A 19,470-nucleotide genomic window follows, 5' to 3' on the forward strand; every position below is an offset into this window, starting at 1 on the left:
GCCCTTCCGCGGCACCTTTTCCTGCGCAAGACGGCTGCGCCGCCGGACCCCGCTGTCCGGCGGCGCAGCCGTCTTCCTTCTTCCGGCCCGCGATCCTCCGCCGAGACCCCGAGATCCTGACGGCGCGTCAGCGCCCGGCTCCCTTGCGGTCCGGTCCGGCCTCGTGCCACGCTGCAGCCGAGCGGTGGCCCCGGACGCCATGCCGCTGCCGAACCGGAGGAGGCACCCGTGCAGACAGACCTCACCCGCAGCGCGGTGGCGCAACTGCCACAGCTGGCCCACCCGCGCAATCCGGGCATGGAGCTCGATCTCGACTGGGTGGCCTCCGCCCAGGCCAACACCCCCGCGATCCGGCGCCGCGCGGCGAGCCTGCCCGCCCGGCGCAGCCTGAAGAAGGACCATCAGGCCGCCTGGCTCTGCAAGGCCGTGAGCCTGATCGACCTCACCACGCTCGCAGGGGATGACACGCCCGAGCGGGTTCGTCGCCTCTGCGCCAAGGCCCGCCAGCCGGTCCGGCCCGATCTGCTGGAAGCCCTCGGGATGGAGGGGCTGACCACCGGCGCCGTCTGCGTCTATCACGACATGGTCGAGACCGCCGTCCGGGCGCTGGACGGCAGTGGCATCCCGGTGGCCGCCGTCTCGACCGGCTTTCCCGCCGGCCTCTCGCCCTACCGCCTCCGCATTGCCGAGATCGGCGAAAGCGTCGCCGCCGGTGCGCAGGAGATCGACATCGTGATCTCGCGACGCCATGTCCTGACCGGCAACTGGCAGGCTCTCTACGACGAGATGCGCGAGATGCGTCAGGCCGCGGGTGGCGCACACGTGAAGGCCATCCTCGCCACCGGCGAACTCGGCACGCTCAGGAACGTGGCCCGCGCCAGCTTTGTCTGCATGATGGGCGGCGCCGACTTCATCAAGACCTCGACCGGCAAGGAGGCCGTGAACGCGACGCTGCCCGTCTCGCTCACCATGATCCGCGCCATCCGCGACTACGAGGAGCGGACGGGCTTCCGCATTGGCTACAAGCCCGCGGGCGGCATCTCGAAGGCGAAGGACGCGCTCACCTACCTCGCGATGATGAAGGAGGAGCTGGGCCATCCCTGGCTGCAGCCCGACCTCTTCCGCTTCGGAGCCTCGTCGCTGCTGGGCGACATCGAGCGTCAACTCGAACATCACGTCACCGGCCGCTACAGCGCCGCCAACCGCCATCCGATGGGGTGAGAGCATGACCGTCCGCGACATCTTCGACGCCATGAGCTACGGGCCCTCTCCCGAAAGCCCCGCCGAGGCGCTGGCCTGGATCGAGCGCCACAGCGCGGTCTTCGGCCCCTGGATCGACGGCGCCTTCGCCAAACCCGGCCAGACCTTCGCCACCGAAAATCCGGCAACCGGCACCCTTCTCGCCCGCGTCACGCAGGGAACCGAGGCGGACGTGGACGCAGCCGTCCGCTCTGCTTCCCGCGCGCAGGCTGGTTGGGCGCGGCGTTCGGGGCATGAGCGGGCGCGCGTTCTCTATGCCCTCGCGCGTCTCGTCCAGAAGCACGCGCGCCTGCTGGCCGTGCTCGAGACGCTGGACAACGGCAAGCCGATCCGCGAGAGCAGCGATGTGGATGTGCCCCTCGTTGCCCGGCACTTCTATTACCACGCCGGCCTTGCGCAGATCCTCGAGGCCGAAAATCCGGGGATGGAGCCCGTGGGCGTGGGCGCGGCAGTGATCCCGTGGAACTTCCCGCTCCTGATGCTCGCCTGGAAGGTTGCGCCCGCGCTGGCCGCGGGCTGCGCGGTGGTCCTGAAGCCCGCCGAGCAGACGCCCCTCACCGCGCTCCTCTTCGCCGAGCTTTCGCGAGAGGCGGGACTGCCGCCCGGCGTCCTGAACGTGGTCACGGGCGACGGGGCAACGGGGGCCGCGCTGGCAGCCCACCCGGGCGTGGCAAAGGTGGCCTTTACCGGATCAACCGAGGTCGGGCGCCGCATCCGCGAAACGACGGCAGGCTCGGGCAAAGGCCTGACGCTCGAACTCGGCGGCAAGTCGCCCTTCCTCGTCTTCGACGACGCCGATCTCGACTCCGCCGTCGAGGGGCTGGTGGACGGGATCTTCTTCAACCAGGGCCAGGTCTGCTGCGCAGGCTCGCGCCTTCTGGTGCAGGAGAGCATCGCCGACCGGTTCCACGACCGCCTCCGCCGGCGGATGGAGCGGCTCCGCGTGGGCGACCCGATGGACAAGTGCACCGACGTGGGCGCCATCGTGGACCGCATCCAGCTCGAGCGCATCCGGGGCCTCGTCGCCTCGGCGGAGGGCGAGACCTTCGTCGCCGGGGCCGCGCCCGAGGGCTGCTTCTGCGCGCCGACGCTCATCACCGGTCTCTCCGCCTCCTCGCCGCTGATGCACGAGGAGATCTTCGGGCCGGTCCTCGTCTCGACGACATTCCGCACGCCGGCCGAGGCGGTGGAGATTGCCAACAACAGCCGCTACGGACTGGCCGCGACCCTCTGGACCGAGAACGTGAACCTCGCGCTCGGCATCGCTCCGAAGCTGAAGGCGGGCGTCGTCTGGGTGAACGCGACCAATCTCTTCGACGCTGCGGCGGGCTTCGGCGGCCTGCGGGAAAGCGGCTTCGGCCGCGAGGGCGGGCGCGAGGGGTTCGCCGAGTGGCTGAAGCCGGCCGCAAAGCCCTTGAAGCTTCGCACCGTGGCGGCGATGGCCGAGCCGAAGCGGCCCGGGATCGAGGGCATCGACCGGACCGCCAAGCTCTTCATCGGCGGCAAGCAGCAGCGCCCGGATGGTGGCGGCTCGCGCGCGGTCTGGTCGTCCAGGGGACGGCTGCTCGGCCACGCGCCGCAGGGCAACCGCAAGGACATCCGCAACGCCGTCGAGGCGGCCCGCGCCGCGAAGGGCTGGGCCGCGACCTCGGCCCACAATCGGGCGCAGGTGCTCTACTACATCGCCGAGAACCTCTCGGCCCGGGCCGCCGAACTCGCGGGGCGCCTGCGCGACCTGACCGGCGAGGCGGGCGAGGCCGAGGTCGAGGCCGCAATCCGCCGGCTCTTCGACTGCGCCGCCCGGGCCGACAAGATCGAAGGACGCGTGAAGCCCGTGCCGCTCGAGGGGCTGGTCGTCGCGCTGAACGAGCCGGTGGGCACGATCGGCATCCTCTGCCCCGACGAGGCGCCGCTTCTGGGCTTCGTCTCGCTGGTAGGCTCCGCCATTGCGATGGGCAATACCGTCGTCGCCCTCCCGTCCGAACCCTTCCCGCTCGCCGCCACCGATTTCGCACAGGTGCTGGAGACGTCGGACCTGCCGGCAGGCGTGGTCAACATCGTGACCGGTTCGCATGCCGAGCTCGCAGCACCTCTGGCAGGCCACATGGACCTCGATGCTGTCTGGTGCTTTTCCGGCGGCGCCGGGCGGCTTGCCGAGGTGGAGCGCGGGTCGGCTGCGAACCTCAAGCGGGTCTGGAGCGGCCGTGGCCTGACCGAAAGCTGGGCAGCCGCCGACACCCGCGCCTTCCTGACCGCGGCGGTCGAGGTCAAGACGGTCTGGTTGCCGGCCGGGGAGTGAGCGCCCGGTCGCCAGTGCCGAGGCCTCGCACGACCTGCAGGGATAAAGGTCCAGGCAGGAAAAAGCCGCCGTGCAGCCGGCGGAGCCCGCGCCAACCGTGAAGGGACGTCGAGCCCAACGGGCCCTCAGGCGTGACCGGCGGTCGGCGAAAGCGTCAGCGGATCGATTCCCATGTGGCGCAGCATGCTGGTCCACTTGCCCGGATCGTCGTCCGAGAACACCAGATCCGACGGCGCCTCGGCCGTGAGCCAGTCGTTGCGCTGCACCTCGGCTTCGAGCTGGCCCGGACCCCAGCCCGAATAGCCGAGCGCCATGATCGCCGAACTCGGTCCCTGACCCCGCGCCAGCGCCTCGAGGATGTCGACCGTCGCCGTCATGCCGAACTTGCCCGAGACGAGCATCGTCGCGCCCACGCTCATGTAGTCGGGCGTATGCAGCACGAATCCCCGGCCGCGTTCCATCGGTCCGCCGAGATGCACGCGGATGTCGCGACCGTTCCGGGCCAGCGGAATGTTCAGCTGCTCGAGCATCCCCGCAAAGCTGAGGTCGTTGACGGGCTTGTTGACGACGAGACCCATCGCGCCATCCGATGAATGGGCGCAGATCAGAACGAGGCTGCGCTCGAACCGAGGGTCGGCCATGCTGGGCATGGCGATGAGCAGGCTTCCAGAGAGATCCATGCGCGTGTCCCTTTCCCAGACTATGGGGCGACAGGGGCACCGGCTCAAGGGGGGCGCGTGAGCACAGGCGCGCGATCATGGCGACCTTCGCCGGATTGTGACTTTCCATCCGGGCATTGCTGCTGAATTGTGCGACCCATGCTGATCCGAATGTTCATCGCCTCGTGCCTCTCCCTGGCGGCCTTGCCGGCTTCCGCGACCCCGCCCGACCAGATACTGACGGCCGAACTGCTGCCCGGCTGGCGCGAGGGCGGGCGACACATCGCGGCCGTCCGCCTGCGACTCGCACCCGAGTGGAAGACCTACTGGCGCAGCCCGGGCGAGGCCGGCATCCCGCCCGAGTTCGACTGGAGCGGGTCGGAGAACATGGTGTCGGTCCGGATGCACTGGCCCGTGCCGCATGTCTTCACCCTGAACGGGATGCAGACGATCGGCTACCGCGGCGAGGTCGTGCTGCCCTTCGAGATCGTGGCCCGCGACGCCTCCCGGCCGATCCGGCTTCGCGCGCGGGTGGACCTCGGCGTCTGTCGGGACATCTGCGTGCCGGCAGAATTCGACCTCGACGCGCAGCTTGCCCCCGGCGGCGGACCCGACGCCTCCATCGTCGAGGCGCTGCGCTCGCGCCCGGAGACGGGGCATGAGGCGGGCGTCGGTCGCGTGGCATGCCGGGTCGAGCCGATCGACGATGGCCTGCGCCTCACGGCGGAACTGGACCTGCCCGAGACGGGCGGCTCCGAGGTTGTCGTGCTGGAGCCCGGAACGCCCGCGATCTGGACCTCGGAGGCCGTGACCTCCCGGCAGGGCGCGCGCCTGACTGCGGTTTCGGACATGGTGGGACCGGGCGGAGCGCCCTTCGCGCTCGATCGTTCGGCGCTGACGGTCACCGTGCTGGGAGATCGCCGCGCGGTCGAGATCCGCGGCTGTCCGGCCCCCTGAGGTGCGGCCGCCGCGACTGCGGCCGCCGGGGCGGGGGCTCGATGCCCCCGACGCGGCGTCCCCGGCGCCGGCACTGCCGCACCGGCCGAAGCCTCGCTTCTGCCGCCAACTCCCGGACGCCCTAGCAGGCAATCCGCAGAGCGCCATTCGCCCGCACCTGACCCCGCCGCGCCGGTGCCTGAGTTCGCACGCGGGCTTGAGCGCGATCCTCTGATCCGGCCACGCCTCGCCCACGGCCGCCGTCCGCGAACCCCGGTCAGCGCCCCAGCCGGGCCTTCACCTCCAGAAGATCCGCCCAGGCCTCGCGCTTGGCCTCGGGATTGCGCAACAGGTAAGCCGGGTGGCACATCGGCAGCACCGGCCGCCCCCAGGCCTCGGCCCAGCGGCCACGGAGCCGGGTGATCCCGGTCCGCCCCAGCACTGCCGAACAGGCCGTGTTCCCCATCACCACGATCAGATCGGGCGCGGCCAGTTCCACATGCCGCTCGAGGAAAGGCTTCATCATCGCCACTTCCTCGGCGGAGGGGTCACGATTCTGCGGCGGCCGCCAGGGCATCACATTGGTGATATAGAGCGCGGTCTCGGGGTCGGGGCTGGTGCGGGCGATGCCGATGGCCGCGAACATCCGGTCGAGAAGCTGCCCCGCCCGCCCGACGAAGGGGCGGCCCGCCGCATCCTCCTCACGCCCCGGCGCCTCGCCGATCAGCATGATCCGCGCGGCCGGGCTACCGTCGCAGAAGACCGTATTCCGCGCGCCCCGCTTCAGGTCGCAATGGTCGTAGGCCGCCATCGCCCCCCGCAGCGCCTCGAGGCTCCGCGCGGCCGCGGCCGCGCGCCGCGCCTCCTCCACCGGATCGGCCGCCGCAACCGGATCGAGCGCGGCCGTCGCCGCCATCGCGGCAGCGGCAGCCTTCGGCACCGGCTGCACGTCGCCCAGCTCGTAGCGGTTCACCGGCGCATCGAGGATCGCCTCGGTCGCGCCGAGATCCACCTGCCAGGCCAGTGCCGCCAGCGCTGCGTTCCAGTCCAGCCCGTCCATCGCCCCTCCGACTCGCGCGCAGACCCTAGGCCGCGGCCCGCCTCCCGGCAACCGCCTTGCCCCGCGGGGCCCGCCTTCCTATAAGCGCCGCAGCCCGGTCCTCGAGGGAGTTGCCCATGACCTTCCGCGCCCGCCACCTGCTCGGCATCGAGCATCTGGCCCCCGACGAGATCCGCTCCGTCCTCGACCTCGCCGACAGCTATGTGGACCTCAACCGCCGCACGATGAAGCAGTCGGACGCGCTGGCGGGGATGACCCAGATCAACATGTTCTTCGAGAATTCGACCCGCACCCAGTCGAGCTTCGAGCTCGCGGGCAAGCGGCTCGGCGCGGATGTGATGAACATGGCGGTGGCACAGAGCTCGGTGAAGAAGGGCGAGACGCTCCTCGACACCGCCATGACGCTGAATGCGATGCACCCCGACCTTCTGGTGGTGCGCCACCCGGCTTCGGGCGCCGTCAACCTCTTGGCCTCCAAGGTGAATTGCGCCGTCCTCAATGCGGGCGACGGACGGCACGAGCATCCGACCCAGGCGCTTCTCGACGCGCTCACCATCCGCCGCGCCAAGGGCCGCATCCAGCGCCTGACCGTCGCCATCTGTGGCGACATCGCCCATAGCCGGGTGGCGCGCTCGAACCTGATCCTGCTCGGCAAGATGGAGAACCGCGTGCGCCTGATCGCGCCGCCCACGCTGATGCCGCCGGGGGTGGGCGAGTTCGGCTGCGAGCTTTACGACGACATGAAGGCGGGCCTCGAGGGGGCCGACGTGGTGATGATGCTGCGCCTCCAGAAAGAGCGGATGGACGGGGCCTTCATCCCCTCCGAGCGCGAATATTACCACCGGTTCGGGCTCGATGCCGAGAAGCTCGCCTTCGCGAAGGAGGATGCGATCGTCATGCATCCGGGCCCGATGAACCGCGGCGTCGAGATCGACGGCACGCTCGCCGACGACATCAACCGCTCGGTGATTCAGGATCAGGTCGAGATGGGGGTGGCGGTGCGCATGGCCTGCATGGATCTTCTGGCGCGGAACCTGCGCGCCGAACGGGGCCGCGCGGCCGTGGGAGTGATGGCATGAGCCTCCTTCTCACCAACGCCCGCCTGATCGACCCCGAGGCCGGCACCGAGACCGAGGGCGACCTGCTGATCGAGGGCGGCCTCATCGCCGCCGTGGGCGCGCTCGAGCCGCCGCCCGGCGCCGAGGTGATCGACTGCGGCGGCAAGTGCCTCGCCCCCGGCATCGTCGATCTCGGCGTGAAGGTGGGCGAGCCCGGCGAACGCCACCGCGAGAGCTTCCGCTCGGCGGGCCTCGCCGCGGCCGCGGGCGGTGTCACCACGATCATCGCGCGCCCCGACACGATGCCCGCCATCGACACGCCCGAGGTGCTGGAATTCGTCACCCGCCGCGCCGCCGAGGCGAGCCCCGTCCGCATCCGCCACATGGCGGCGCTGACCAAGGGCCGCGAGGGGCGCGAGATGGTGGAGCTCGGCTTCCTGCTCGACACCGGCGCCGTGGCCTTCTCCGACTGCGATCATGTGATCGAGACCACCAAGGTCGCCGCCCGCTGCATGACCTATGCCCGCAGCCTCGGCGCCCTCGTGATCGGCCATCCGCAGGATCCGGGCCTTTCGGCGGGCGCCTCGGCCACCAACGGCAAGTTCGCGAGCCTGCGCGGCATCCCGGCCGTTCATCCGATGGCCGAGCGCATGGGCTTCGACCGAGACATGGCGCTGGTCGAGATGTCGGGCGTGCGCTACCACGCCGACCAGGTCACGACCGCCCGCACCCTGCCCGCGCTGGAACGGGCCAAGGCCAACGGGCTCGACGTGACGGCGGGGGTGGGCATCCACCACCTGACGCTGAACGAATTCGACGTCGGCGATTACCGCACCTTCTTCAAGCTGAAGCCGCCGCTGCGCTCGGAAGAAGACCGGCTGGCGATGGTCGAAGCGGTGGGGTCGGGGCTGATCGACATCATCTCCTCGATGCACACGCCGCAGGACGAGGAGTCGAAGCGCCTGCCCTTCGAGGAGGCCGCCTGGGGCGCCGTCGCGCTCGAGACCTTCCTGCCCGCAGCCCTCCGGCTGCACCATGCGGGCCTCCTGACCCTGCCGCAGCTTTTCCGGGCCATGGCACTCAACCCCGCCAAGCGCCTCGGCCTGCCGCAGGGGCGGCTCTCCGAGGGCGCGCCCGCCGACCTCGTGCTCTTCGACCCCGACGCGCCCTTCGTGCTCGACCGCTTCACCCTGCGCTCGAAGTCGAAGAACACGCCCTTCGACGGGCAGCGGATGGAGGGGCGGGTGCTCGCGACCTACGTCGGCGGCCGCCGGGTCTACGCCGCAGGCGAATGAGGTAGGGACGGGCCTGTCATTCGCGCTTCGCGAACGGCAGGCGATCCTCGAGGCCCGGCCTGCAGCAGCAGGCCATCTTCGGAACACAGGCCTGCGGCCGGCCCGCTTCGTGACCAAGCCTGCGGCGGCACGCCCTCTTCGCGCCGGGGCCTCGGCCGGACCACAATGGACCACATCCGTCCCGGCGCCCGGGACCAGCAGAGCGGGAGTGAATGACATGCCGGCCATCGAGAGCGGCCTTTGGGCGCTGATCCTGACGGGGGTGCTGGGCTACCTTCTTGGCTCTATCCCGTTCGGCATCGTCATCACCCGCGCGCTGGGGCTGGGCGACCTGCGCAAGATCGGCTCGGGCAACATCGGCGCCACCAACGTGCTCCGCACCGGCAACAAGCCCGCGGCGCTCGCGACGCTGCTCCTCGATTCGGGGAAGGGCGCCATCGCCGTGCTGATCGCCCGCGCGGCCGTCGGCGAGGATGCGGCACAACTCGCGGCCTTCACCTCGTTTCTGGGGCACCTCTTCCCGGTCTGGCTCGGCTTCCGCGGCGGCAAGGGTGTTGCGACCTTCCTCGGCACGCTCTTGGCGCTCGCCTGGCCCGTGGGCATCGCCTGCTGCCTCACATGGCTCGCGACAGCCCTCGTCAGCCGGATCTCATCGCTCTCCGCGCTGGTCTCGGCAGCGAGCGGCGTGGTCTGGATGCTGCTCCTCGGCTACGGCCAGATGGCAGCGCTCGGACTGGTGCTCGCGGCGCTGATCTTCATCCGGCATGAGGCGAACATCCGCCGGATCCTTGCCGGGGCCGAGCCGAGGATAGGCCGGAAGTAGGCGGCGCCCGACTCCGTCGCGCATCCGCACGCGACCTTGGGCGCCACGACGGCCCGGTTCCGCGGCAGCGCCGGCGAGCGGGGGCTCGATGCCCCCCGAGCCGGCCCGCCCGGTGCCGATCCCTCATCGGCGACCAGAGGTCATTCCTCAGTAGCTCATCTCGGGGTAGATCCGCCGCAGGTCGCCCTCCCACTCGCCGTGATAGCGCAGGAGCAGGTCGTCCGCGACCACCCGGCCCGCCTCCACGCTCTCCGCCAGCACGTCGAGATGGGCTGCCTCGTCCTCGGCGCCCTCGCCGGACATGGCCCTTGCGCGGAGCCCGCCCTGCGAGAGACGGAGCGCCTCGCGCGCGACGTCGAGAAGGCGCACGCCCCCGACCTCGGCCTGAAGCCCATCGACCGAGGCTGCCACGCGTAGCCCTTCCCGCGTTTCCGCGCTCCAGTCTTTGGCCAGATCCCAGGCGGCATCGAGCGCCGAGCTGTCGTACATCAGCCCGACCCAGAACGCCGGCAGCGCCACGAGATGCGGCAGCGGGCCCGCATCCGCGCCGCGCATCTCGATGTATCGCTTGACGCGCGCCTCGGGGAAGACGGTCGTCATGTGGTCGGCCCAGTCCGAGAGCGTTGGTTTCTCGCCCGGCAGAGCCGGCAGTTCGCCCTTCAGGAAATCACGGAAGGACTGCCCGAGCGCATCGATGTAGACCCCGTCGCGATAGACGAAATACATCGGAACATCGAGCACCCAGTCCACATAGCGCTGGAAGCCCATCCCCTCCTCGAAGACGAAGGGAAGCATGCCCGTCCGCGCGGCGTCGAGGCTGCGCCAGATGCGCGACCGCCAGCTCTTGTGTCCGTTCACCCGGCCATCGAAGAAGGGCGACGAGGCGAAGAGCGCCGTCGCCACCGGCTGCAGCGCCAGCGCCACGCGCAACTTCTTCACCATGTCCGCTTCGGAGGCGAAGTCGAGATTCACCTGCACGGTGCAGGTGCGGTACATCATCTGCGTGCCATGGGTGCCGACCCGGCGCATGTAGTCGGTCATCAGCCGGTAGCGGCCCTTCGGCATCACCGGCATGTCCTCGTGGGTCCAGATCGGCGCCGCTCCCACGCCGAGGAAACGCACCCCCATCGGCCCGGCCACCTCCTCCACCTCGCGCAGGTGATCCTCGAGCTCGGCCTTCGTCTGATGCACCGTCTCGAGTGGCGCGCCCGACAGTTCGAGCTGCCCACCCGGCTCGAGGGAGATGTTGGCGCCGTCCCGCGAGAGGCCGATGATCGCCTCCTTCTCCATCACCGGCGTCCAGCCGAAACGGTCGCGGAGGCCTTCGAGAACCGCCCGGATCGAGGCAGGCCCGTCGTAGGGCAGCGGTCCGAGGCTGGATGTGAGATAGCCGAATTTCTCGTGCTCGGTCCCGATGCGCCAGTCCCGGGCGGGCTTGCATCCCGCCTCCATATAGGCTGCCAGCTGGTCGAAGCTTTCGATCGGCCCGCCGCCGGACTGGGGAATGGACATGCACGCGCTCCGATCGTTCATTCGGGACGCAAGACCTGTCGCTTCGCCGCAGTCAAGTCAAGACCGCGCGGGCGGGCCTGCGCCAGATCACCTGCCCCATCATCGGCGCTTGCGACGAAAGGCTGATGACGTTGCCTGCGGCGGGCGCTTCGGCGGCCGGCCCGCGCAGGGCTGCAAGCAGCCTTCCCATCTCGAGCCCCGGCAGCGTGGCGAAGACGTCGAACAGGCGCTCGGCTCCCTCGGCCCCCACCGGGATGACGAGGATCCGGCCGTCCGACTGGCGGAGCCGCCAGTGCCGCTGGCCGCGGACCGTGACGAGGCGCAGCTCCTCGAGGTCTTCGACGGCAACGAAGCCGCCCTCATCGGGGCCGAGATAGCCGATCTGGCCCTCGTCGAGTTCCACGACGCCGGGCCCGTCGGCGGACTGTCCGAACCGCACCCGGCGCAGCGCGATCACGCCCCAGCCCGCCGCCGCGGCAAAGGCCGTCAGGCCCAGCGGAACGAAGAACCAGCCGCCGAACGAGGCGAGCCAGAGCGCGCCGCCCATGGCCGCCGCCGCCGCCGCGGGCTCGCGCCAGCGGAGAAGGAGCGCCTCGACCTCCGGTCGCAGGAAGCTCACACCCAGTCCCCGAGGACCGACTGCCAGAGCGTCAGCGCGGCCACGGCCGCCGTGTCGGCACGCAGGATGCGCGGCCCGAGGCTCACGGGGACGACCTGCTCCATCCGGCGGAGGCGCGCCTGTTCCTCTTCGGAGAAACCGCCCTCGGGGCCGATGAGGATGGCCCATGGGCCGGGCGCAGGACGCTTCGGCGCCTCCTCGAAGCCGCGCGCCTCGGAAGCGCCTGCGCCTTCCAGAAGCCCCGCCCGCGCGCCGAGCAGGCTCTCGTCGCACCACATGATCCGCCGCTCGGCCGGCCATTCGGCCAGCAGGCGGTCGAGGCTCGTCAGTTCGGCCACCTCGGGGACGTAGGCGCCGCCACACTGCTCGGCGGCCTCGACGGCATGGGCCTGCAGCCGGTCCTGCCGGATGCGTTCGGAGTTCGTGAAGCGGGTCTGCACGGGCAGGATGCGCGCGGCCCCCATCTCGGCCGCCTTCTCGACGATGAAATCGGTGCGCGCTTTCTTGATCGGCGCGAAGATCAGCCAGAGGTCGGGCGGCAGCCGGAGCGGCGCGGTCTGCGCGACGCAGGCGAGCGTGCCGCCGCGCTTGCCCGCCTCGGTCACCTCGGCGCGCCACTCGCCGTCGCATCCGTTGAAGACGAGGATCGACGCCTCGCGGCCGAGCCGCATCACGCCAAAAAGATAATGCGCCTGGTCCTGCGTCAGAGGAACGGGTTGCCCGGGTCCGAGGGGCTGATCTACATAAAGCCTGACTTTCGCATCCGACATGAGGGCACCTTATGCAGCAGCCGAGCCAAGCGCCAGAGGCTCCCGCGACGGGGCGAGCGGCCCCGGGCACGGTCGCCGACGCCCCGCCCGGCAACTGGGTGGACCGGCTGGCGCCCGCCGTGACGCGGCCGTACCTGCGGCTGTCGCGCGCCGACCGGCCGATCGGGACCTGGCTGCTGCTCATCCCCTGCTTCTGGGCCGTGGCGCTCGCAGCCCTCGCCGACCCCGAGGGCTACCGCCCGCTCGACCTCTGGCTCGTCATCGGCAGTTCCATCGGCGCCTTCCTCATGCGCGGTGCCGGCTGCACCTGGAACGACATCACCGACCGGGACTTCGACGCGGCGGTCGCCCGCACCCGCTCGCGGCCGATCCCCTCGGGGCAGGTGAGCACGAAGGGCGCCGTCGTCTGGATGGTGGTCCAGGCGCTGGTGGCCTCGCTCATCCTCTTCAGCTTCAACGCAACCGCGATCCTGCTCGGGGTGGCGTCGCTGGCGCTCGTCTGCATCTATCCTTTCGCGAAGCGCTTCACCTGGTGGCCGCAGGCCTTCCTCGGCCTTGCCTTCAACTGGGGCGCGCTGCTGCTCTGGGCCGCCCATACGGGCAGCCTCGGATGGCCGCCGGTCGCCCTCTACGCAGCCGGCATTGCCTGGACCCTCTTCTACGACACGATCTATGCCCACCAGGACAAGGAGGACGATGCGCTGATCGGGGTCCGCTCGACGGCGCGGCTGTTCGGGCGGCACACGGGCCGGTGGCTGATGGTCTTCATGATGGTTGCGACGATCCTGATGACGCTCGCCGTCCTGCTCGCGGTGCTGCCGCAGGGCTCCGTCCTCCAGCTTCTCGTCGCGCTTGCGGGGGTCTGGGGCTTCGGCGCGCACATGACCTGGCAGCTTGCGCAACTCGATACCGAGGACACGGATCGCTGCCTCCGGCTCTTCCGGTCGAACCGCGACGCGGGTCTGATCCCTGCGCTGTTTCTCGCCGCAGCGGCGCTGCTCTGATTGAAGGCTCGCCGCTCAGCGCCTAAGCACGAAGCGACCGACGACCTCTCGACGGGAGATTCCCCTGCATGCGCATGAAACCGAGCCTCCTCGCCCCCGCCGCTTTCGCTGCGGCCGCCGTGCTGGCCGTGGTCGGCGCGTCCTGGGCAGCGACCGTCATCGAAACCCGGTCGGTCGAGGCCGTCCGGTCGCGGCTCGTGACCTCGGGCCTCACCTTCGTGGACGTCCGCGCCGACGGGCTGCAGGTCTGGCTGAGCGGCACCGCGCCGAACGAGGCCGCCCGGTTCCGGGCCGTGAACCTGGCCGGCGGTGTGGTCGACGCGACGCGGCTGCGCGACGCTCTCGAAGTGACGCCCGTGCGCGAGATCGAGGCGCCGCGCTTTTCGGTCGAGATGCTCCGGAACGACGACAGCGTGTCTCTGATCGGTCTCCTGCCCGATAACGCGGGCACCGAGGATCTCGCGGAGGCCGCGAGCCGCCTCGGGACGGGACTTCAGGTGGCCGACATGCTCGAGACCGCGGACTTCCCGGCTCCCGACGGGTGGTCCGCCGCGCTCGATTTCGGGCTCGGGGCCCTCCGCCTCCTGCCGCAGTCGAAGATCTCGGTGGCCGCGGACCGTGTATCGATCACCGCCATCTCGGGCAGCGAGCAGGAGAAGCGCAAGCTCGAAGGCCAGATCCTGCGGCTCGCGCCCGAGGGGCTGGAACTCGTGATGAACATCACGGCCCCGCGGCCGGTGCTGACGCCCTTCACGCTCCGCTTCGTCATGGACGAGAACGGGGCCCGGTTCGACGCCTGCTCGGCCGACACGACGCGCGCCCGCGACCGGATCCTTGCGGCGGGCCTCGCCGTGGGCCTGAAGGGAGACACGACCTGCACCATAGGCCTCGGCGTGCCCTCGCCCCGCTGGGCGGAGGCGGCCGAGGCCGGCATCCGCGCCGTGGCTGCGCTCGGCTCGGGCAGCGTCACCTTCTCGGACGCCGACGTGACGCTCGAGGCCCGGCCGGGACTGCCGCGCGCCGACTTTGACCGGGCCGTGGGCGCGCTCGAGGCTGCGCTCCCGCCCGTCTTCTCGCTCGAGGCGACCCTGCCGCCCGCACCCCAGGCGGTTGCGGAGGGACCCGCGGAGTTCCGCGCTTCGCTGTCGGGAGAAGGGCGCGTCGAACTTGCGGGCCGCGTCACCGACGAGCTGACCCGGAAGGCCGTGGACAGCTTCGCCCGCGCGCAGTTCGGCGCCTCCAAGGTGGCCAGCACCACCCGTATCGACACCGAACTTCCGCAGGGCTGGCCGACGCGCGTTCTCGCGGGGCTGGAGTCGCTGGCGCAACTGCATTCGGGCGAGCTTCTGGTGCGCGCCGACACGGTCGAGGTCAAGGGCGTCACCGGCTCGAAGCAGGCCAGCGCCCGCATCTCGCAGGTCCTCTCGGCGCGGCTCGGACAAGGGCGGAGCTTCAAGGTCGACGTGCTCTATGACGAGAAGTTCGACCCCGAGGCCGCGCTTCCGACGCCGCAGGAATGCATGACGCGGATCCGCCGTGTCCTCGCCGGGCAGAAGATCACCTTCGAGCCCGGTTCGGCCGAGATCGACCAGGTCGCTCGCGGAACGCTCGACGGTCTCGCGGAGGTGTTCAAGGTCTGCAAGGGCATGCCGCTCGAGATTGCCGGCCATACCGACAGCCAGGGCAGCGAAGGCGGCAACAAGGCGCTGAGCCAGGCGCGGGCCGAGGCGGTGCTGCTCGCGCTTCAGGGACGCCGGGTGGATGTGAGCCGCATGAAGGCCGTGGGCTATGGCGAAGAGCGCCCCATTGCCGACAATGGCGAGGAAGAGGGACGCGAGGCCAACCGCCGGATCGAGTTCACTTTGCTGGACGAGGGTGGCAATCCGGTTGACGATGCCGCTCCCGTCGTGGAGGAAACGGTGGAAGCCTCCGCCGATGCCGACGGCGCCGCCGGGGCGGAGCTCGACGACGGGCCTTCCGCCGCACCGGACGAAATGACGATGCGCCCGAAGCGCCGGCCGCAGGACGATTGACCGGCAGCGCCGCCAGGGGACGGCGGTGCCGGAACAGGGCACCGGCCCAGCCTCTGCCGCCGCGGGAAGGCCGTCCGCGAACCCGCGGCAGGACGTGACCCGCGGAGCCGCGGCGCGGCGGGACCGGTGGCCTCCCCCGCTCCCGGGCCAAGGGAAGAGGATCGGGTCCGACATCCGGGCCGGTGTCGGTCCGGCCGCACAGATCAAGGCCGCCCCGGGCGGCAGACGACCGAGAAGAGCATGAACCGAACCGAATTCATCATTGCGACTGCCGTCATCCTGTTCCTCGCCTTCGGCATCGGCTGGCTCGCGCATTGGCTCGTCAGCCGCTTCTCGCGCGTGACCGGCGACATGTCCGAGGTGGACCGGCTCGCGCAGCACCTCCACGAAGCCGAGGAGCAGCGCGATCAGGCCGTGCTCTATCTCGAAAGCCGTGAGGCCGAGCTCGGGGCCCAGCTCGCGCAGACCGAGGCTGAGTTGCGCGCCACGATGGACGGGCTGCGCGAAGCGCGCTCCGAGGCAGAGGAATTGCGCGCCTATATCGAGCGCATGAACGCGGGCTGAGCCGTGGGCGCCTTCGCCCGGATCAGTCGCCCGTGAGGTCGACCACCAGCGGCGAGCCAGGATCGGCCAGTGCATCGATCACGTCGAAGTGGTGACGGTCCGGCACGACGTGCCAGGGGCAGCACCACGCTTCCGACAAGAGCCGCGCCTGCCAGAGGAAGGCAGGCCGTTCCTGTCCGCCTACATGGATGGCCACGGCCGTCGAGGGGCGGCGGATCAGGCGCGCCGGGCTCTCGGCTTCGACCTCCACGGCATCCAGGCGGAGAGTTGCGTTCATGCCCGTCCGGATCAGCGGGGCAAGCTCCGCAAGCGGCGAAATGGGCACGCAGCGCCGCAGCCGCCCCGCGACTGCGGGAGAGAGCGGAGCGTCCGCACAGGCGAGGCGTGCAGCGAGGTGGCCTCCGGCGGAATGGCCGGTGACCGCAATGGGTCCGGGCACCAGTTCTGCCGCCGCCTCCAGCGCGCGGGCGGCGTCCCTGACCATCTCTCCAATGCGCGCGGCGGGCGCGAGACGGTAGGAGGGCACGGCCACCGCCATGCCCTGCGCGAGCGATCCGGCGGCCAGATGCGACCAGTCCTCGCGCCCGAAAGCCATCCAGTAGCCGCCGTGAAGGAAGAGGACGAGGCCCCTCGGGTCAATCTGCGGAAGGAAGAGGTCGAAGCGCTGGCGCTCTTCGGGGCCGTAAGCAAGGTCCAGGCGGGCACGATCCCCCAGGGCCGAGCGGAAGGCTGCGGCGGCGGCCTTCCAGCGCGGGGGATAGCTGTCCGCTTCCGGGATGAACGGCCCGTTGGCATAGGCGAGGCTTTCGTCCGCATCCTGCGCGGCCGGGCACGCATCCCCGGCACCGGTGGAAGATGCAGAGTGGCCTTCACTCGCGTCGCGCAGAGGCTCCGGGTCGCCCATTTCTCTCTCCTCGCCGTTACTGGACATGCACCCCGCCCCGTGCTTTGCATGATGGCGCACTCTGCCCGGACCTCCGGGCGGCCGCAATTCCAATCCCCGGGAGGATCCCATGCTCGATTCCGTCACCGACCTGCGCTCGCTGCTCAAGGACCCGTCGCTGCTCGAGACCCGCGCCTTCGTGGCCGGCGAGTGGATCGGCGCCGACGACGGTGCAACTTTCGAGGTGACGAACCCGGCTCGCGGCGACGTCATCTGCACCGTTCCCGATCTCAGTAGGGCCGAGACCGCGCGGGCCATCGCGGCTGCCGCCGAGGCGATGAAGGACTGGGCTGCCCGGACCGGAAAGGAGCGCGCCCAGGTGCTGCGGAAGTGGTTCGACCTGATGATGGCGAACCAGGACGACCTGGGCGCCATCCTCACGGCCGAGATGGGCAAGCCGCTGGCCGAGGCGAAGGGCGAGATCGCCTATGGCGCCAGCTTCATCGAATGGTTCGGCGAGGAAGCCAAGCGCGTCTACGGCGAGACGATCCCCGGCCACATGCGCGACAAGCGCATCACGGTGCTGAAACAGCCGATCGGCGTCGTGGGCTCGATCACTCCCTGGAACTTCCCCAACGCGATGATCACCCGGAAGTGCGGCCCGGCGCTGGCGGCAGGCTGCGGCTTCGTCGCCCGTCCGGCGGCCGAGACGCCGCTCTCGGCGCTGGCGCTCGCGGTGCTGGGCGAGCGGGCCGGGCTGCCGAAGGGGATCCTTTCGGTCATCACCTCGAAGAAATCCTCGGACATCGGCAAGGAGTTCTGCGAGAACCCCGAGGTCCGCAAGCTGACCTTCACCGGCTCGACCGAGGTGGGGCGCATCCTGCTGCGGCAGGCGGCCGACCAGGTGATGAAATGCTCGATGGAGCTGGGCGGCAACGCGCCCTTCATCGTCTTTGACGACGCGGATCTCGACGCGGCGGTGCAGGGCGCGATGGCCTCGAAGTTCCGCAACAACGGCCAGACCTGCGTCTGCGCCAACCGGATCTACGTGCAGGCCGGCGTCTACGACGCCTTCTCCGAGAAGCTCTCCGCGGCCGTGCGCAAGCTGAAGGTCGGCGACGGGCTGGTGGCGGGAACCGAGGCCGGACCGCTCATCAACGAGAAGGCGGTGGAGAAGGTCGAGGAGCACATCCGCGACGTCCTCGACGGTGGGGGCCGGATCGTTACCGGCGGCAAGCGGCACGAGCTTGGCGGCACCTTCTTCGAGCCGACGGTCGTCACCGGCGTCACACAGGACATGAAGGTCTCGACCGAGGAAACCTTCGGCCCGCTCGCGCCGCTCTTCCGCTTCGAGACCGAGGAAGAGGTGATCGGCTACGCCAATGACACCATCTTCGGGCTGGCAAGCTACTTCTACGCCCGCGACGTGGGCCGGATCACGCGCGTTCAGGAGGCGCTGGAGTACGGGATCGTGGGCGTGAACACCGGGATCATCTCGACCGAGGTCGCGCCCTTCGGCGGGGTGAAGCAGTCGGGCCTCGGCCGCGAAGGTTCGCGCCACGGGATCGAGGACTACCTCGAGATGAAATACGTCTGCCTCTCGATCTGAGAAAACGGCCGGGGGGCTGCCCCCGGCCCAGCCCTCAGAGCATCGCCATGGCGAAGGCCGCCACCCAAAGCAAGACCACCGCGGGCAGCACGATCGCTGCCCACCGGTTCGCCTCGACCCGCGCGGCCTCCGGCCCGATGCGCGCCGCGACGCGGCTCAGGTGCAGCGACGACCCGACCGCGACAAGGATGGCCGCGAAGGTCAGCACGGTGATCTGGTCCACGAGGCCGAAGCTTTCGTCGAAGCCAAGCATGTCCTCCACCCCGTAGCGGTTGCCCACGGCCGAAAACACTGCGGCCGAGGTCAACCCGATCCGCATCCCCAGTTCGGTGACCGGCAGAAAATGGATCAGCCCCGTAAGCATCAGCGCCATGAGGAAGCCCACGAACCGCTCGACCAGCAGGGCCGAGCGCTGGCGCGACACTTCCACCGACAGCACGATCCGCGAAAACGCCGGGTCGCTCTCGCGGTATCCGAAGCGGGTGTCGTAGCGGATCAGGCCCGACTCGAGTTGCGGCACCCCGAATTCCCAGCCGGGGAGCGAGACGAAATCTGCAATGCGGGTGTCCTGCCTGTCGGGATCGAGACGCACCCGCTCCGCATCGACCGAGCTTTCGATCATCAGGCGCAGCGTCTGCCGGTCGAACGGGTAGTCGGTCATGTCGAACCGCTGCGGAAACTGGCCGGAAAAGCGCACCGCCTGATACACCGTCCCGTCGGGCAGGACGGCGCTGGTGAAGGGCTCCAGCTGCACCCCGCGCCCGAGCAGTTCCAGCGAGTTGGCGGCATTGAAGCCTGCGGTGCCGCGGGACCAGAGGTAACCCTCCAGTTCTACCGATCCCGCACCGGCGTTGAAGCCCGCGACCCCGGTCAGGAACACTCCTACCTGCTGCTCCATCGGTTCAGCCCGAAGCGGCAACGCCGCCAGAAGCCCGAGGAACATCGCCGAGAAAATGCCGATCCCTGCCGATGCCGCCATGCCCCGCCTCGCCCAAAGCCGCATTGCGTCGAGCCTAGCGCGGCGTTCACGAACCGATCAAGCGGATGCGAGCGGCCAAGGATTGCCGCGCGGCCTGCGTCTCACCT

The 19,470-nt window shown here is 70.2% G+C and carries 17 protein-coding genes; 10 read left to right on the forward strand and 7 right to left on the reverse strand.

The features are described 5' to 3' along the window. Positions 1-228 precede the first annotated feature (228 nt). Together deoC and ACTVZP_RS13555 are read left to right on the forward strand one after the other, a co-directional pair. Positions 229-1,221 (forward strand): deoxyribose-phosphate aldolase, encoded by a 993-nt coding sequence (deoC, locus tag ACTVZP_RS13550; RefSeq protein ID WP_443212680.1) that lies wholly within the window; start codon positions 229-231, stop codon positions 1,219-1,221. Between the two features lie 4 nt (positions 1,222-1,225). Next, a complete protein-coding gene (locus ACTVZP_RS13555; protein ID WP_443212681.1) occupies positions 1,226-3,559 on the forward strand; it encodes an aldehyde dehydrogenase family protein in 2,334 nt (777 codons plus the stop codon). Positions 3,560-3,684: 125 nt separating this feature from the next. On the opposite strand, the gene ACTVZP_RS13560 is transcribed toward ACTVZP_RS13555, so the two are convergent. Continuing rightward, positions 3,685-4,239 carry a YqgE/AlgH family protein gene (locus ACTVZP_RS13560; RefSeq protein ID WP_443212682.1) on the reverse strand — a complete coding sequence of 185 codons (555 nt, stop codon included), beginning with the start codon at positions 4,237-4,239 and terminating at the stop codon, positions 3,685-3,687. A gap of 138 nt (positions 4,240-4,377) precedes the next feature. Here ACTVZP_RS13560 and ACTVZP_RS13565 point away from each other — a divergent pair, with 138 nt between their 5' ends. Beyond that, on the forward strand, positions 4,378-5,175 hold the full coding sequence (locus ACTVZP_RS13565; protein ID WP_443212683.1) for a protein-disulfide reductase DsbD domain-containing protein: 798 nt from the start codon (positions 4,378-4,380) through the stop codon (positions 5,173-5,175). A 256-nt stretch (positions 5,176-5,431) separates the two neighbouring features. On the opposite strand, the gene ACTVZP_RS13570 is transcribed toward ACTVZP_RS13565, so the two are convergent. Next, positions 5,432-6,214 (reverse strand): uracil-DNA glycosylase, encoded by a 783-nt coding sequence (locus ACTVZP_RS13570; RefSeq protein ID WP_443212684.1) that lies wholly within the window; start codon positions 6,212-6,214, stop codon positions 5,432-5,434. Between the two features lie 116 nt (positions 6,215-6,330). Here ACTVZP_RS13570 and ACTVZP_RS13575 point away from each other — a divergent pair, with 116 nt between their 5' ends. The 3 genes from ACTVZP_RS13575 (at position 6,331) to plsY (ending at position 9,390) form a co-directional block, all read left to right on the forward strand. Further along, the gene (locus tag ACTVZP_RS13575) at positions 6,331-7,293 is read left to right on the forward strand and encodes an aspartate carbamoyltransferase catalytic subunit (protein WP_443212685.1); all 963 of its coding nucleotides are present in this window, start codon (positions 6,331-6,333) and stop codon (positions 7,291-7,293) included. After that, positions 7,290-8,567, forward strand: a complete 1,278-nt coding sequence (gene pyrC / locus ACTVZP_RS13580) for a dihydroorotase (RefSeq protein ID WP_443212686.1) — start codon at positions 7,290-7,292, stop codon at positions 8,565-8,567. The genes ACTVZP_RS13575 and pyrC overlap by 4 nt, the downstream gene beginning before the upstream one ends. A gap of 217 nt (positions 8,568-8,784) precedes the next feature. Then, positions 8,785-9,390, forward strand: coding sequence for a glycerol-3-phosphate 1-O-acyltransferase PlsY (gene plsY / locus ACTVZP_RS13585; protein WP_443212808.1), 606 nt, complete (start codon positions 8,785-8,787; stop codon positions 9,388-9,390). Positions 9,391-9,537: 147 nt separating this feature from the next. On the opposite strand, the gene ACTVZP_RS13590 is transcribed toward plsY, so the two are convergent. The 3 genes from ACTVZP_RS13590 to ACTVZP_RS13600 are packed head-to-tail and all read right to left on the reverse strand — an operon-like array spanning position 9,538 to position 12,291. Continuing rightward, the gene (locus tag ACTVZP_RS13590; protein WP_443212687.1) at positions 9,538-10,902 is read right to left on the reverse strand and encodes a glutamate--cysteine ligase; all 1,365 of its coding nucleotides are present in this window, start codon (positions 10,900-10,902) and stop codon (positions 9,538-9,540) included. A 52-nt stretch (positions 10,903-10,954) separates the two neighbouring features. Next, positions 10,955-11,521 carry a hypothetical protein gene (locus ACTVZP_RS13595; protein ID WP_443212688.1) on the reverse strand — a complete coding sequence of 189 codons (567 nt, stop codon included), beginning with the start codon at positions 11,519-11,521 and terminating at the stop codon, positions 10,955-10,957. Next, entirely contained in the window at positions 11,518-12,291 is a 774-nt protein-coding gene (locus ACTVZP_RS13600; RefSeq protein WP_443212689.1) for a 16S rRNA (uracil(1498)-N(3))-methyltransferase, read from the reverse strand. Before ACTVZP_RS13600 ends, ACTVZP_RS13595 begins: the two co-directional genes overlap by 4 nt. 11 nt (positions 12,292-12,302) lie before the next feature. Here ACTVZP_RS13600 and ubiA point away from each other — a divergent pair, with 11 nt between their 5' ends. From ubiA to ACTVZP_RS13615, 3 genes are all read left to right on the forward strand, one after another. Beyond that, entirely contained in the window at positions 12,303-13,295 is a 993-nt protein-coding gene (ubiA, locus tag ACTVZP_RS13605; RefSeq protein ID WP_443212690.1) for a 4-hydroxybenzoate octaprenyltransferase, read from the forward strand. Between the two features lie 68 nt (positions 13,296-13,363). After that, positions 13,364-15,328, forward strand: a complete 1,965-nt coding sequence (locus ACTVZP_RS13610; RefSeq protein ID WP_443212691.1) for an OmpA family protein — start codon at positions 13,364-13,366, stop codon at positions 15,326-15,328. A 240-nt stretch (positions 15,329-15,568) separates the two neighbouring features. After that, positions 15,569-15,892, forward strand: a complete 324-nt coding sequence (locus tag ACTVZP_RS13615; protein ID WP_443212692.1) for a hypothetical protein — start codon at positions 15,569-15,571, stop codon at positions 15,890-15,892. A gap of 22 nt (positions 15,893-15,914) precedes the next feature. Here ACTVZP_RS13615 and ACTVZP_RS13620 read toward each other — a convergent pair whose 3' ends face one another. After that, a complete protein-coding gene (locus ACTVZP_RS13620) occupies positions 15,915-16,796 on the reverse strand; it encodes an alpha/beta hydrolase (RefSeq protein ID WP_443212693.1) in 882 nt (293 codons plus the stop codon). 109 nt (positions 16,797-16,905) lie between these two features. Here ACTVZP_RS13620 and ACTVZP_RS13625 point away from each other — a divergent pair, with 109 nt between their 5' ends. Further along, a complete protein-coding gene (locus tag ACTVZP_RS13625) occupies positions 16,906-18,384 on the forward strand; it encodes an NAD-dependent succinate-semialdehyde dehydrogenase (protein WP_443212694.1) in 1,479 nt (492 codons plus the stop codon). A gap of 34 nt (positions 18,385-18,418) precedes the next feature. On the opposite strand, the gene ACTVZP_RS13630 is transcribed toward ACTVZP_RS13625, so the two are convergent. Further along, complete coding sequence (locus ACTVZP_RS13630; protein ID WP_443212695.1) at positions 18,419-19,363, reverse strand: hypothetical protein; 945 nt, start codon at positions 19,361-19,363, stop codon at positions 18,419-18,421. Positions 19,364-19,470: the final 107 nt, after the last annotated feature.

Source organism: Rhodobacter sp. NSM (genome assembly GCF_052244495.1).
Lineage (GTDB): Bacteria > Pseudomonadota > Alphaproteobacteria > Rhodobacterales > Rhodobacteraceae > Cereibacter_A.